Origin of the sequence: Xenorhabdus mauleonii (assembly GCF_900113945.1) — a bacterium.
Classification (GTDB): Bacteria; Pseudomonadota; Gammaproteobacteria; order Enterobacterales; family Enterobacteriaceae; genus Xenorhabdus; species Xenorhabdus mauleonii.
The window spans coordinates 161,880-177,518 of sequence record NZ_FORG01000004.1 but is presented as its reverse complement, the minus strand read 5'-3'; the positions used below and the strand labels follow the sequence as shown (position 1 = coordinate 177,518).

General features: G+C 41.7%; 13 protein-coding genes. 4 read left to right on the top strand and 9 right to left on the bottom strand.

Annotated elements, in window-relative coordinates; genetic code table 11:
• Positions 1–45: 45 nt before the first annotated feature.
• The 5 genes from BM100_RS05590 to aptA form a co-directional block, all read right to left on the bottom strand.
• The gene (locus tag BM100_RS05590; protein ID WP_092508766.1) at positions 46–1,242 is read right to left on the bottom strand and encodes a DmpA family aminopeptidase; all 1,197 of its coding nucleotides are present in this window, start codon (positions 1,240–1,242) and stop codon (positions 46–48) included.
• A gap of 24 nt (positions 1,243–1,266) precedes the next feature.
• Complete coding sequence (locus BM100_RS05585; protein WP_092508764.1) at positions 1,267–2,394, bottom strand: alkene reductase; 1,128 nt, start codon at positions 2,392–2,394, stop codon at positions 1,267–1,269.
• A gap of 178 nt (positions 2,395–2,572) precedes the next feature.
• A complete protein-coding gene (locus BM100_RS05580; RefSeq protein ID WP_092508762.1) occupies positions 2,573–3,004 on the bottom strand; it encodes an ASCH domain-containing protein in 432 nt (143 codons plus the stop codon).
• Between the two features lie 245 nt (positions 3,005–3,249).
• On the bottom strand, positions 3,250–4,746 hold the full coding sequence (locus BM100_RS05575; protein WP_092508760.1) for a CoA-acylating methylmalonate-semialdehyde dehydrogenase: 1,497 nt from the start codon (positions 4,744–4,746) through the stop codon (positions 3,250–3,252).
• Between the two features lie 17 nt (positions 4,747–4,763).
• Positions 4,764–6,110, bottom strand: coding sequence for an omega-aminotransferase AptA (gene aptA / locus BM100_RS05570; protein ID WP_092509044.1), 1,347 nt, complete (start codon positions 6,108–6,110; stop codon positions 4,764–4,766).
• A 796-nt stretch (positions 6,111–6,906) separates the two neighbouring features.
• Between aptA and BM100_RS05565 the strand changes: the two genes are divergently transcribed.
• A complete protein-coding gene (locus BM100_RS05565) occupies positions 6,907–7,326 on the top strand; it encodes a DUF2946 domain-containing protein (protein WP_092508758.1) in 420 nt (139 codons plus the stop codon).
• A 120-nt stretch (positions 7,327–7,446) separates the two neighbouring features.
• Positions 7,447–9,450 (top strand): TonB-dependent copper receptor, encoded by a 2,004-nt coding sequence (locus BM100_RS05560; RefSeq protein ID WP_092508756.1) that lies wholly within the window; start codon positions 7,447–7,449, stop codon positions 9,448–9,450.
• 153 nt (positions 9,451–9,603) lie between these two features.
• On the opposite strand, the gene BM100_RS05555 is transcribed toward BM100_RS05560, so the two are convergent.
• Positions 9,604–10,095 carry a MarR family winged helix-turn-helix transcriptional regulator gene (locus BM100_RS05555; RefSeq protein WP_092508754.1) on the bottom strand — a complete coding sequence of 164 codons (492 nt, stop codon included), beginning with the start codon at positions 10,093–10,095 and terminating at the stop codon, positions 9,604–9,606.
• 175 nt (positions 10,096–10,270) lie between these two features.
• On the opposite strand from BM100_RS05555, the gene BM100_RS05550 reads away from it, so the two are divergent.
• Positions 10,271–10,867, top strand: a complete 597-nt coding sequence (locus BM100_RS05550) for an NADPH-dependent FMN reductase (protein WP_092508752.1) — start codon at positions 10,271–10,273, stop codon at positions 10,865–10,867.
• A 340-nt stretch (positions 10,868–11,207) separates the two neighbouring features.
• Here BM100_RS05550 and BM100_RS05545 read toward each other — a convergent pair whose 3' ends face one another.
• Complete coding sequence (locus BM100_RS05545; RefSeq protein ID WP_092508750.1) at positions 11,208–11,822, bottom strand: pyridoxamine 5'-phosphate oxidase family protein; 615 nt, start codon at positions 11,820–11,822, stop codon at positions 11,208–11,210.
• Between the two features lie 26 nt (positions 11,823–11,848).
• Positions 11,849–13,258, bottom strand: coding sequence for an MFS transporter (locus BM100_RS05540; RefSeq protein ID WP_092508748.1), 1,410 nt, complete (start codon positions 13,256–13,258; stop codon positions 11,849–11,851).
• Between the two features lie 117 nt (positions 13,259–13,375).
• Between BM100_RS05540 and BM100_RS05535 the strand changes: the two genes are divergently transcribed.
• Positions 13,376–14,158, top strand: coding sequence for a helix-turn-helix transcriptional regulator (locus tag BM100_RS05535; protein WP_092508746.1), 783 nt, complete (start codon positions 13,376–13,378; stop codon positions 14,156–14,158).
• 16 nt (positions 14,159–14,174) lie between these two features.
• Here BM100_RS05535 and BM100_RS05530 read toward each other — a convergent pair whose 3' ends face one another.
• Entirely contained in the window at positions 14,175–15,341 is a 1,167-nt protein-coding gene (locus tag BM100_RS05530) for an AAA family ATPase (protein WP_092508744.1), read from the bottom strand.
• Positions 15,342–15,639: the final 298 nt, after the last annotated feature.

The window sequence follows — 15,639 nt, the reverse complement described above, 5'->3', positions numbered from 1 at the left end:
AGTGTGCCTCACTTGCTACTATTCCATTGCGCAGGTGCAGGCAGATTAATCTTTCAAAAGAAGATTATGGCTTTTAAGTATTTCTTTAACCTTATCTTTAGGGATGGCATAAGACGTATTGCCATTTCTTCCGACCATGGTTTTAGCTGCTACCATAGCATTAATTACGGCTTCTTCTGTTGCATTGATTGTCGCTTCATATAATGGGTCGAGGCTGTCATTTGACAGCATTTTAATTGTTTTCACCCCTTCTCTTGAGAAAGCATCATTGTTTGCCGTTGAAAAAGCGATAAATATCTCACCACTCGTATTTCTGGCCACTCCACCTACTTTTGCAAGCCCAAGTGATACTCTTTTCGCAATTTTATTTAACTGGTGAGGAACCAATGGCGCATCAGTGGCAACCACGACGATAATGGAACCCGCATCCTTTAATTTTTCCTTGCTTCCATGATAGATCGGGTCAAAACCTACTATTTCTTTACCAACGGGAATGCCCGCAATAATCAAATCATCTTTATCGCCAAAGTTACCTTGAACCAATACTCCAACGGTATATCCGCCCTGTTTTTTATCTAAAACGCGTGATGAAGTGCCGGTTCCGCCCTTGAATTTAAAAAGGTTCATCCCCGTTCCACCACCAACATTTCCCTCTTCGATTATTCCGGATTTAGCCTTGTCCAGCGCGCTGTAGACATGTTCTTTTTTTACATGCATTCCGTTTATATCATTTAAAATTCCATCCCATGTTTCAGCAACTACAGGCAGTAACCAAAATAAATCATCTTTTAGCGGTGATGTCAGATTATTATCAATCATCCAGCTAATTGTTGAATCTCTAACAACACCCACGCTGTGGGTATTGGTTATCAATATGGGTGTCTCCAGAAAACCACCTTCTTCAACCCATTGACTGCCTGTCATGTCCCCATTTCCATTCAAAGAGAATATGCTGGAGAACACGGGGCTGAATTTCTTTCCCCTTGGCAATATCGCAGTTACACCAGTTCTTATTGGGCCTTTTCCAACGTCTAACTTTCCATCACCTTCTATGATGGTTGAATAACCCACTTTTACCCCAGTTACATCTGTAATCGCGTTATATTTTCCTGTTACTCCGGAGAGCGGAATACCCAGATCTCGCGCCCTCGGTTCATTGATACTACCATTAGCCAACGCATTCGAGGTCATCATCACTGAGATGGACAACATCATCATATTTAATATTTTCATATTTCTCATAAATACTCCTTTTGCATGAAGTTGTTATGAGTGTGAAGAATCAAGATGAGACAAATCTGCTTGTGGCCAGTCAATATAGCCGGCCGCACCATTACCGTAATGAGAATTTTTGTAATTACTTGTTAAGTCAATCCCATAACGCAGGCGTTCCACCAAATCAGGATTGGAAATAAACAGACGCCCAAATGCGACGGCATCAATCTTATTTTCTGCACGACGGGAAATTGCCATTTCAAGGTCATAATCGTTATTGCCAATATACGCGCCATCAAACAGAGCCCTTAGGGCATCTAAATCGACGCCATCAGGAGCATTACGATTTTGTCCTGTGGCTCCTTCAACAAAGTGAAGATATGCCAGCTTGAATTTATTGAGCTGCTGGATCAAATAACCATACGTAGCCATCACATCACTATCAAGTGGAGTATTTCCGACTTCTGGTGTCACAGGAGACAGTCGAATACCAACGCGACCACCACCCCAAATGTGAGTTACGGCTTCTGCCACTTCCAGAACCAATCGTGTACGGTTTTCTATTGAACCCCCGTATTGATCTGTACGATGGTTGGTTGAGTCACGTATGAATTGTTCCAGAAGATAATTGTTGGCTGAGTGAATTTCTACACCATCAAAACCTGCACGTTTAGCACATACAGCCGCATGCCTGTATTGATCAATAATGCCGGGGATCTCATCGGTTCTGAGTGCACGAGGCATGGAAACTTCTTGAATACCTTTGTCGGTAAAAACCATACCATCGGCTTTAATGGCTGATGGAGCCACAGGGGCTTCGTGATTAGGTTGAAGATCGACATGGGAACAGCGGCCAACATGCCATAATTGCATGACTATCTTTCCACCAGCAGCATGAATAGCATCGGTAACTATTTTCCAGCCAGCGACTTGCTCTTCTGTCCAGATGCCTGGAGTCATTGTGTAGCCAAGTCCTTGCGCTGAAATATTAGTGGCTTCTGAGATAATCAAACCGGCACTGGCACGTTGGGCATAATATGTTGCATTAAGCTCGGTTGGAATACCTTCCTTGTTCGAGCGGCTGCGCGTCAAAGGAGCCATGACTATACGGTTGGAAAGTTCAATTTCGCCTAGCTTGGCTGGAGAGAATAAATCGGTAAAAACAGAATTGTCGATCATAAGATGTCCCTTTTTAATAATTGGTTTGTCGTTTATTAAAAAAATAATCTAGTTAATCAATGAAAAAGGAGCTGAAGTAGATTTCAAGCCGCAAAAGCAGCTTGAACAGAGAATATAATATTAGAGCTAACCCAAAAGTCGTTAACGTAACGTATTATTACAGCTTGCTATTTTTAACTTATTGAATGTTTTCAACTACCTTAAATTCGATCACAACAATTTCCATATCAGATGCAAAAATACCCAGCCTTTCGAAAAAGCACTGATGCTCTTGTTGCCAATGAAGTAAACTTCTATCTCCCTCGCCTTCTTTCCATGCCAGTTCCTCGGTCATCTCTGAAAATTGCATGAGATGCATGGCTGTGACCCTTGCAACGCAAACTGGATGATCTTTGCTGTCAAAGACAACATAATGATTTCCCACCGTCATTTTTCCATCGCCTGACTCATAGGCAGTGTAAGCCTCGAACGGGCAAGTTGTTGCTGTTTTTATGCCTTGATTCACAAGTACAGCCAATTCGTCTTGCATGGCAGCAGAATCACCAAATACCCAACGTCCTGCTTTTGGGTATTTGCTTTCCATTAATTCCGTGATTTCATTTGTTTTCATATTATCGTATGGGGTTTCATCAAGTTTTAGTTGCGGGTTTATTTACTAACATAATGCTACAACACTTCACTACTAATTTCATTCAACTGCATGACGAACTTCTTAATTATTCATAAAGCGAATAACAAGCGCAGTAAAATTGAGCGGTGAATTACCGCTCAATTAATAGGTTAATAATTTTTGTTGTTCAATTTGCTTGTTTTTTGTGAATTGCTATACATGAATGATTCTGGGTGAAAGTTGGGCTAGTTATGGCTCGGAAAAGCAAATTGCGCTGCCTCATGGCTTTCACGTTTAATCCAACGTTGAGTGATAGTTTTACGACGAGTATAAAAACGTACGCCATCCGGGCCATAGGCATACAAATCACCGAACAATGAACGTTTCCAACCGCCAAAACTGTGATAGGCAACCGGAACAGGCAATGGAACATTGATTCCTACCATACCGACTTCAATTTCATTAGCAAATAATCTGGCTACTTCACCGTCATTTGTAAAAACACAGGTTCCATTGCCATATTCATGGGCGTTAATCAATGCAATGGCCTCTTCCAAACTGGATACACGAACAATGCACAGCACAGGCCCGAAAATCTCTTCCTGATAAATACGCATGTTTGGTGTGACGTGATCAAATAAACAACCACCGATGAAGAAACCATTTTCATGTCCGGTAACAGACAAATCCCTGCCATCAACGATCAATTCAGCGCCAGAATTCACACCGTCAGTAATATAACCAGACACTTTTTCCAAATGGGCTTTGGTGACTAATGGCCCCATATCCAGACCGTACTCTGTTCCTGCTCCAATTTTAAGGGCCTGAATCTGCGGGACTAATTTTTCAATTAAAGCATCAGCTGTTTGATCCCCAACACATACAGCAACCGAAATTGCCATGCAACGCTCACCAGCTGAACCATAAGCCGCCCCCATCAACGAGCTGGCTGCGTTATTTAAATCAGCATCTGGCATAACGACCGCATGATTCTTCGCTCCGCCCAGTGCCTGAACGCGTTTTCCGTGCCGCGTCCCTTCACTGTAAATATATTCTGCCGTTAATGTCGAACCAACAAAACTGAGCGCTTTCACATCAGGGGATGTAATTAAACAATCAACCGCTTCTTTGTCACCGTTGACAACATTCAATACGCCTTTTGGCAAACCTGACTGAGAGAGTAATTCCGCAATATACAATGCTGAACTGGGTGCGCGTTCGGAAGGTTTAAGGATAAAGGTATTGCCACAAGCGATTGCCAGTGGATACATCCATAAAGGCACCATAGCAGGAAAATTAAACGGTGTTATTCCTGCAACAACACCTACGGCCTGAAAATCACTCCATGAATCAATATCAGGCCCTGCATTACGATTAAACTCACCTTTCAATAATTCCGGCGCAGCGGTAGCAAAATCTACGTTTTCAATTCCCCTTTTAAGTTCTCCCGCAGAATCTTCCAACGTTTTACCGTGTTCTTCGCTAATGAGCCTGATTATCTGTTCTTCGTGTTGTTCAAGCAGTTGCTTAAAGCGGAACAATATCTGTGCCCGCTTGGCGGGTGGTGTATTACGCCAAGCGGGCAACGCTGCTTTAGCTGCGATAATTGCTTGCTGAACCCTCTCCGTGTTCGCCATTTCAACCTGACGTATGATATTTCCGGTAGACGGATTAAATATTGCTGCTGTTCTGCCGTTTGCTGTAGTGATTTCACCATTAATTAAATGCGTAATTGTTTGCATGCTCTTTCCTTTCGGTTTTATTTAATCAGGTGTAAAACATCACCTACCGCATTGAACAAGCGATCTAAATCATCTTTTTTGGCATTGAACATCGGGCCGAATTGCAATGTATCGCCCCCAAAACGTACATAAAATCCCGCTTTCCACAATGCCATACCTGCTTCAAAAGGCCGGACAACGCCATCACCTTCCCGTGGCGCGATTTGAATGGCGCCCACCAGCCCGCAATTACGAATATCCACCACATTTGGGCAATCTTTCAGGTGATGTAAAGCCTGTTCAAAGTGCGGCGCTAATTCAGCGGATTGTTGCAACAAATTCTCTTTTTCCAGCAGTTCCAATGAGGCTAATGCAGCTGCACAGGCAACCGGATGACCGGAATAGGTATAACCGTGGCTGAACTCGACCATATGTTCAGGCAGAGGCTGTGACATAAACGCATCATAAATTTGGCTTGATGCGACAACGCCTCCCAAGGGAATGGCGCCATTGGTAATTTGTTTGGCGAAATTAAGGAGATCGGGGGTTACCCCAAAATACTCAGCGCCGCTCCAGTGCCCCAAGCGGCCAAAGCCGGTAATCACTTCATCGAAAATCAGCAAAATGTCGTGTTGGGTGCATATTTCCCGCAGGCGTTGCAAATAACCCAACGGCGGAATAATCGCACCGGCAGAGCCAGAAACAGGTTCGACAATAACGGCTGCAATATTACTGGCATCATGCAACTCAATAATTTTTAACAGCTCATTCGCCAATTCAGGGCCACCGGTAGATGGCATTCCTTTGGTAAACGCCATATTGGCTTGTAATGTATGCGGCAAATGATCCACATCCATAAATTGGCCAAACATTTTGCGGTTACCGCTAATGCCGCCAAGGCTGGTACCCGCGATATTGACACCATGATAGCCACGGGCGCGGCCAATAAATTTGGTTTTTGACGATTGCCCTTTGATTCGCCAATAAGCACGCGCAATTTTTACCGCGGTATCTGCTGATTCTGAACCTGAGCTGGTGAAAAATACGTGATTTAAGTCTCCGGGCATGAGACTTGCAATTTTATCGGCCAATTTAAATGACAATGGGTGGCCGTATTGGAAACCAGGGGAATAGTCCAGCGTTCCCAACTGCTTGGAAACAGCCTGACGTATTTCGTCACGTGAGTGCCCAGCCCCACAAGTCCACAGGCCAGATAAGCTGTCGTAAATACGTCGGCCTTGCTCATCGACCAGCCAGCTTCCTTCTGCTGAGGTAATTATGCGTGGATCTTGTTGAAAATGACGATTGGCACTAAATGGCATCCAGTGCGATTTCAAATTTAGTGATTGAGAAGGAACAGTTTGAAACTGATGGGTTTTAACCATATTGTTATCTGACATTTTTTAACTCCTCCCACAAGGTTGTAACAAAGAGTTTGCAATGAAAATACGCTCAAGTTAAATCTCAATTATAGAATCATTAGTTATGAGTTTACTTATGTAAATGAAATTCACAAATCTTACTCAACCAATTGATTTTTAATTCAAACTATTGCAAGACGTTAAAGTTGTCACAGAATCTGTCTGTTTTTCTTAACAGACGGCACTTTAACCGTCACTCGCAAAATAAATCGAACTAATGTAATAAATGAATTATTTTTGGATTAAATGGATTGTAAATAAATAGCATTATGATTTACCTGGGAATTAAATGGTTATCAATTAATAACTATTTTTCATTATACGAATTACACTGAATCATTATTTAATATATTTGCAGCTAAATTGATATTCATCTGTAGATAATATAATGGGGCAGTATAATGCGTTTTTTTGGAAAAATGTTGACGAAACTATTTGTTGTATCGCTTTTAATTGGCAGTGTTCAATTTTCTTATGCTGAAAAAAGCGATGGGGAACCACCATGTATAAGTATATGCTGGCAGCCTATTTAACTCCCTTTAGACCGAAAAATGTTCTCATTTTTTTACTATAAAATTAGGGTCTTTATTTAAGCACCAAGGTGAGTTGTTATTACTTTGGTGTTTAACTTGTTGATTAAAAATTGATTGTCTAATTTTTGAATTGTTGATCAAAGAACCTGAAAATTATTTTCACAACTTCAGCAAAAATGCAGTAAAATCGGCGCCCATTGTAGTGGGAATTGATCTGGATCACTAACTTGTTATCGCTTTTTCGCCTATCAATACGCCGAACACCTGCCTTTATCGCCTTATTGTCGATTTTGATGCTGTTCATCGCGCCAGTGGTATCAAAAACACTGGAGCACTATCGTGATAGCATAAAAAGTGAAATAAATCACAGCATGTCTATGCCTGACATGCCTACTTCACATCATCAATTATCATCGCACTCCATGAATCATCATGGTATTGATCATACCCATACGGGATTGATGGATGATATTGCCTGTGGTTACTGCCAGCTTTTGATTAACCTGCCATTATTGGCAGGGAGTTTTATTCCCTTTATTTTATTGCTGTTAATCATTTCACGGGCGCCACCCGCACCACGTCTTTATCGCCCAATCGTTCAACTGTTTTATGGTGAATCACAACCGCGCGCCCCGCCCCTTAATTAATCACTTATCTGGAATAAATCATTTTATTTTTCTTGTTCTGCCATTTTGGTAAGACAAGCTGGACTTGTGTCACACAAATTCTAAAAAACAGGATTTGTTGTTAATTAAGGAATATTTTTTATGTCTACTGCACAATTGTTTCGCATATCCCCTCTGGCAACCGCGTTAACCATGGCGCTTGCTGTACCAATCAGTGGCTGGGCTGCTGATGTGGAGCACAATAAAAAAGAGGAAAAAGAAACACACGTTGTTACCAATGAAAGCGAATCAGTCATAATCGTAGCTGCCCCTGCCGTTTCACCGCTTAATATCGCGACTTCATTAAAAACTCCCCGCCAGCCAATACCTGCCAGTGATGGTTCAGACTATCTGAAAACCATTCCGGGTTTTTCTCAAGTCCGCAATGGCGGTACTAATGGCGACCCGGTATTCCGTGGCATGTTTGGCTCTCGTTTACGTATGCTCATTGATGACGGTGAAGTTCTGGGCGCTTGTGGTGGGCGAATGGATGCACCAAGCTCTTACATTTCCCCCGAAAGCTATGATGTACTCAGCTTGATCAAAGGGCCTCAAACTGTACTTTGGGGGCCGGGTAACTCTGCGGGCACAATTCGTTTCGAACGGACTCGTCCACAATTTGAAAAGTTAGGTGCGCAAGGTAACGTCAGCACAGTTGTCGGTTCTAATGGTCGCTGGGACGGTAATGCAGATATCAGCATTGGGAGTGAGCTGGGCTATATCCGGATGATTGGCAATAAGTCTCGTGCTGATGATTATAAAGATGGCGATGGCAAGCGTATTCCTTCCCGCTGGGATAAATGGAATACGGATGTCGCATTCGGTTGGACACCTGATAAAGATACCTTGCTTGAATTGAACGCTGGACAAGGTGATGGAGAAGCACGTTACGCAACAAGGGGTATGGATGGCACTCAATTCAAGCGAAAAAGCGTGGGAGTGCGTTTTGAAAAGTCCAATATCGGTGAAGTGTTTGACAAATTTGAATCCAATTTCTACTACAACAACACCGAACATGTGATGGACAACTATTCCCTGCGTCATTCTAAGCACCCAATGGTGTCAAAACCAGGTCGTTTAACGATGGGTGGCCGCATGGCTGGAACTTGGTTCTGGGATGATTTTAAACTGCAAAGCGGTGTAGATGTGCAAACCAATATTCACCGAACCAACACCGCTCATAATGGATGGAAAAAGAATGCCCGTTTCCGCGATTATGGCATTTTTGGTGAATTAACCTGGGATGTTGCTGAACGCAATAAAATTATTGGCGGCGCCCGTTTGGATCGCGCATCGGTATATAAATATGCAACCCAGCAAGAACGCAAAGACACTCTTCCTTCGGGTTTTGTGCGATATGAACATGATCTAAAAGATATGCCAGTTATGTTCTATGCCGGTGTTGGTTATACCGAACGATTCCCTGACTATTGGGAGCTTTTCTCCCCCAAAAACAGCAATAACTTTAACAAGTTAAAGAGTGAGAAAACTACTCAATTGGATATTGGCGCACAATATGATGATAAGCGATTGAAAGGTTGGGTATCGGGTTATATTGGCAAAGTGGATGATTTTATTCTGTTCCACTACCAAGGTACGGGTAAGAATCAAATGAACTATGCCGGAAACGTGGATGCCACCATTATGGGGGGAGAATTGGGTGTTGCCTATCAACTGAACGATGATTGGAAAACAGATGCCAGCTTGGCGTATTCTTGGGCACAAAACACCACCAACCATCGTCCATTACCACAAACACCGCCATTAGAAGCTCGTTTCGGTCTGACTTGGGAACACGGGGATTGGGCCAGCACTGGTTTGCTGCGTCTGGTTAACAGCCAGCACCGTGTAGCGGTTGGTGAAGGTAACGTGATAGGTAAAGATTTTGACAGCAGCAAAGGTTTCGCCATTCTGTCTGCAAATACTGCCTATAAAGTGAATAAAAATGTTCAACTCAGCGTTGGGGTTGATAACCTTTTTGATAAAACGTATAGCGAGCATCTTAATTTAGCCGGAAACAGCGGTTTTGGTTACCCTTCTGATAAATCAATACCTGTAAACGAACCGGGTCGTACTTATTGGGCGCGAATTAACGTTAAGTTCTAATATTTGTTGTTTTTATTTGTTGTTTGTAGGTTTAATTCGCCCTGACTTATGTCAGGGCGAATTAATTTGCAAATGCGTTTAAAACATTTTCTTATGCGGGAAATTTAATTATTCCCTTGAGAAAAGATAACGTTTACACCATCCGGATAATATTTAACTGCCTGATTCATTGCTCAACAACCATTGCTGCAATAACTTTGCCAATTGCTCTTGCTGCGCGTCTGTCAGAGGCTTAAGGACAGCTTTTTGATTATCTAAATGATTTTCCATTGCTTTGTCTATAAGTGCTTTTCCTTCAGACGTCAGAAAGACTTTACGACTACGCCGATCCTCTGCATTAGCCGTTCGCTCAATTAGCCCTCGCTGTACCATATGCTCAATACGGGTACTCATTGCACCGGAAGTGAGCATGATGGATTGATACATTTCAGTTGGCGTAATTGGTGCATTGCTGCGACGTAATGTTGCAAGAATATCAAATTCAACCGCACTCAGACCATATTCCTTAAAAGTATGTTGCAAACGTTGCTCAATTATTTTATTTATGCGGCCTAGTCGTCCAATGACGCTCATTGACGATAGTTCAAGATCTGGGCGTTGTTGTTTCCACTGTATGAGTAATCGGTCAACGTGATCATACATCATGCTTTTTTTGTCCTATTCACTTTGTTCCGATAAAAAGATACTTGATAAAGGTCATTTAGGCTATTATTTTAACCTCTCTTTTATTCAGATTTAAAATAACTATAAAACCTCTAAGCCTACATAGAGTGTAATGGAATTCAGTTTTAACTAACTGATGAAAATAACAGGAAAATCCATGAAACTTACTATTATCTCTGGCAGCCAGCGCCCAGATTCTAACAGTCAACGTATCGCTAATTACTTGCAAAAACTAAGTGTTGAACACGGTTTTACTGATGTGCAAGTTTTTGATCTTTCAAACGTGGAATTACCCTTGCATGATGGTTTTACCACGGATATATCTGCAGAGTCTCATCCATGGCAAGTCATTGCGCGGGATTTAAGAAAAAGCGAAGCATTTATTTTCATCACGCCAGAATGGCATGGCATGGTAACACCCGCATTAAAGAACTTCTTGTTACATTGCTCATTGGCTGAACTAGGCCATAAACCGACATTATTAGCCAGTGTATCCAGCGGAACGAATGGTGTTTATCCTCTCTGCGAATTACGCATGACAGGGTTCAAAAACAACCATGTGTGCTTCTTGCCGGATCATTTAATTTTCCGCCAGAGCAGCGAGTTGATATCAGATAATTTTGTGTGCAGTAATCCTGCATTTGAAGGCCGTGTTAACTATACATTGAAACTACTCAAATCTTACACTAAGGCATTGAGGCTGGTTCGCGAAGAGATTAAAGAAGAAAGCCGTAACTATCAAAACGGGATGTAATTCAACAACCATTTTCGTACTCGGCTCAAATTTTTGCAGGGCCGAGTATATCTGCTCCAATCTTCTATTACCCCGCTCTACAACCTCTATTCAAAATTTCTGAAATGAAAAGCACAATGACCAAGAATAATGATCCCAATTTCTACTAATTCTTTTCTCATGAAATTCTAACAACCCACACACTGTATAAAAACACAGTATATGGGTTATTTGGCATTTTTGTTTAATTACAGAACAAATATTGATTTGAATTTAATCTTTATGGTTTAAAAATAACCAACTCAATATATTTCTGTATAAAGGTCAATAAAAACTAAGCTCAAGATAAATCAAATTCAGATTAATACAGATTGTCTTTCAACCTCTGAGGTAATCTTGCATCGTAATCTACATCATCAAAGCCACTTTTGATCTCTTTTAAGATTTTCCCTGCGCTGGGTAAGGCACTGCGTTCCAGTTGAGCAGAAGCATCCCATAAGCCTGAGCGCAAAATAGCGCGAGAGCATTGGAAGAAAACAGTATCTACCGTTATACGCAATACTGAACGAGGCAGTATATTGCGGTAAGCACAACGTTCTAATATTTCAGGATCAATAATAATCTCTGCCCGGCCATTGATACGCAATGTTTCACCAATACCCGGAATCAAGAATAATAGAGCAACGCGATCATCCTGCAAGACATTACGCAAGCTATCAACACGGTTATTCCCTACTCTGTCTGGCAACAGTAATGTTTTTTCATCTGCAATATGAATAAACCCAGCTTGATCACCGCGAGGAGAAACATCCATTCCTTCAGGCCCCACTGTCGCTAATGCAACAAAAGGCGCAGATTCAATAAAAGGACGATATACAGGGTGAATATAACTGACTTCCTTAAATATTGAACCTCCGGAAGGTTTTCCATATATTTGTTCCAGTGCCTCAATATCAGTAATTTTCTTACTCATCATTATTCTCCTCTTTATGCCTATTGTTTTTAGGGCGTTTGCATCTTATTCCGATGTAATATTTTCAATAAATAAAATGAAACAAAAGCAGCAAAAACATTGTAGAGCATACTTTGGGCAAAAGCATTTTGAGATGCTATAGAAGAGAGGGAATCCACACTATTTGTATGGTACTGAACTAATACGCTGACAATAGCCACCCCAAATGCAGCACCAACTTGCTGTAATGTTGCAATAATACCTGAAGCCATTCCCGCAAATTGTACATTGACAAAAGATAAAACAATATTGAGCAATGGCGTCATAATTAACCCCTGTCCATATCCAAGTAACATCAGGATTGGCACGATTAAAAATAACAATATTGTTATTGATGAAACGGCCATAATGGTAACAATTAAAGCAATAAAGGAGAGAAAATAGAGCAATGCGCCGCCGGTTATGACGTTACTGCCAAAACGCTTAACCAAATGAGCCGCATTGAGCGAGGAAAAAACAAATGCCACGCTGGCAGGAGCAAACAATAATCCAGCATTAAATGGATTAAAGCCTAAATCGTTTTGTAAAAACAACGCGAAGACAAGGAAAAATGAACTGGAAGTGGAATAAATAAACAGAACCAGCACACATCCTAAAAAGAATTGTTTGTTTTTTAACAGATTAAAATCCAATAATGGTTTTTTACCCTGCTTGGCGTATTGTTTTTCATGCCGTGCAAATTGCAGAAGTGTGATACAAGCAAAGAAGAGTAATGCCCAGCACCACATAGGCCAGTTAAATGTCGGGCCAATCAATAATGGCAATAATAAGGCAAAAATCCCAATGCCGGAAAGTAAGACACCCATCAAATCTAATTCTGATTTTTCAGGGGCAAGACTTTCACGGATATGCCTTGAAAAAATCAACGCCAATAAACCAACCGGTATGTTTACCAAAAAAATAGTGCGCCATTGTAGGTTCCATAGATTTGCAGAAATTATCCAGCCACCTAATATTTGCCCGGCAATGGCGGCTAACCCCAAAGTCATTCCGAGTAAACCAAATGCCCGGCGGCTATTCTCTGCATCAAAACTCACGCGGATGCTGGCATAAACCTGAGGAAATAACAGCGCGGCTGATAATCCTTGAATAAAACGTGCAAAAACCAAGAAATTTGCTGTAGATGCAATTCCGCATAGCAAGGATGTTAAGATAAAAGCGAATATACCTATTTGAAACAAGCGTCGCCGGCCAAATAAATCACCTAAGCGCCCTCCTGTTATTAACAATAAACCAAATCCAATTTCATAGCTGACAATAACCAAAGTAATTTGTAATAAACTTGCCTGTAAGTGTAACTGGATATTAGCGATGGCAATATTGACAACAAAAAGATCAAAAATAGTCAAAAATCCAGCTGATAACAGCACAGATAGAGCTAAATAATCTTTTTTGGTCATAATTAGAACCCCCACAGTTTTTCGGTAAATAGCCTGATATCGGTGGATTCTAATGGCCTTATTATGCTGTTACAATTTAACCACTTATACTGTTATTAAAAGTAATGGTCTAAACAAATGACAAAATTACAGCGTTCCCGTACTGAATTAGCCAATTTTTTGCGTGCTAAAAGAGAAAGTATCAATCCTGAATCTGTTGGATTACCCAATATTGGACGCCGTCGTACACCGGGTTTAAGACGTGAAGAAATCGCGGCTTTAGCGGGTGTTGGGTTAACCTGGTATACATGGCTGGAACAGGGGCGAGATATCGGGGTTTCTGCTACTTTTCTGGATAATCTTGCCAAAGTGTTAATGCTGAATATGGCTGAAAGAAGGCACTTATACTTATTGGCACATATGCGTGAACCTGCTGAAACGGGTGAAACACAGCACGTTGTTTCCCCGTTGATTCAACGTATTATGGAAGATTTGTCCCCACATCTAACATATGTGCTTAATCTCCACTGGGACGTTTTAGCTTATAACCAACCGGCAGATGAATATTTTCGTTTTAGTCAGTTCGAGAGCACACAACAAAACTTCCTATTGCTTTTATTTACAAGCGAATATTATCGGCATCTATTTTATGATTGGGAAAAATATGCCTATCGCATGTTGGCAAGTTTTCGGCGCGATTATGCCCTGACAACTCAAAACACTTATATGCAAGATCTCGTCAATAACCTACTGAAGATCTCCCCTGATTTCTACGAAATGTGGCACAGACATGAAATATACGAACCCTGCAACGGTGTCAGGGAATTAAATATCCATGGCCGCACCATTTCTTTTGATTATACGTCAATGGTGATTGACGTAGAAAGGCACCTGCGCCTTATTGTTCATGCCGAAAACTGAATGTTCGTCATTATTGTCAACCTTCATTTGGCCAATGCCAGGCGGGGGCGTCCAGTATACCTTGGCCCTTGATTTTGGTTTGCCCCAACTCTTTTTCCAGTTCGATATGTTGGCAATTTGGGGCGCGGATAAGGCTATTCACTAGCCGGTTAGCGTGTGAGATTACCCAAACTTGGGAATGTTGTGATGCCCGCAAAATCAGCCTTGCCAGTGCAGGCAACAGATCAGGATGCAGGCTGGTTTCTGGCTCGTTGAGCACCATCAGTTCAGGAGGACGAGGTGTTAACAGCGCCGCGACCCAAAGAATAAAACGCAATGTGCCATCTGATAATTCAGTGCCAGAAAGAGGACGCAATAAGCCTTTCTGGTGAAATGCCAGCGAAAAACGGCCATCATGATGCGAGATGACTTCCAGCCGACTGCCGGGAAATGCATCATCAATCGCCTGATAAAGCGCGTTAGGATCGCCGATTTCTATGATGGTCTGAAGCGCGGCTGCCAAGTCACGGCCGTCAGGGTGCAGGATAGGTGTTCGTGTGCCTAACTGGGTTTGGCGAGCCGGTGCTTCTTTATCGGTGCGGAAATGATCATAGAAACGCCAATTTCGGATCATTTCACGGACATGAAAAACTTCAGGTACAGCGGTAGGGTCAGCCAACCAGTCAAACATGCTGCCGTATACAGGAACATGTTGTGAAACAACTTTCCACTGCCGTCCATCCCGAATTTTAATGCTATTCCCCCTACGCTCGACTAAAGATGAAGCAGGCCGATAGTATGGGCCGTTAAAAATGACTTCTCGTTTAATTTCAGGGTCGCGGCAAAATGCAGAACGGCTTGGATGAGGCAATCCCAACGTAATAACGTAACCAAAACTATCACTGGAAAAGCCTAACTTAAGTCGCAAAGCATTATTACGCTGTTGCCCTTCAATCAGTGTGTCTCCCCGTCGCATCCCAGCAGAAATCACTTCTGGGCCTGCCCAATAAGTGGATGACAAGCCCCCTTCTTCAGCCAAAGAATTAATCACTCCACCTTTCGCTGTTTCAGCCAACAGACGTAATGCTTTGTATAGATTGGATTTCCCACTGCCATTCTCACCCGTGATAACGTTCAATTGCCCTAATGACATGGTAAGTTCAGAAACAGAACGATAGTTGGAAATTGATAAAGAAGTCAGCATAGTATTTTTCTTATTTGGTTAGTGTAATGGGTACCTGTTGTTTACTTACATTTTTAGTTTTAATCTCTTTTCAGCTACTCTTATTCTAATATCAAACTTCCTTATTATGAACTAAGCGCCATTAATAAGCTACGCTACTTACAACAAGATATTTTTAATTTTATTTTCTATCAGCTGTAATTATTGGATCATATATTTATAACATCGAAACAAATAACCCATTGCTTAAATATTTTCTCCTTTATCAATTTTTATGATTAATAATCCATTAACCATTAACAAAATCCCCACTGAAATA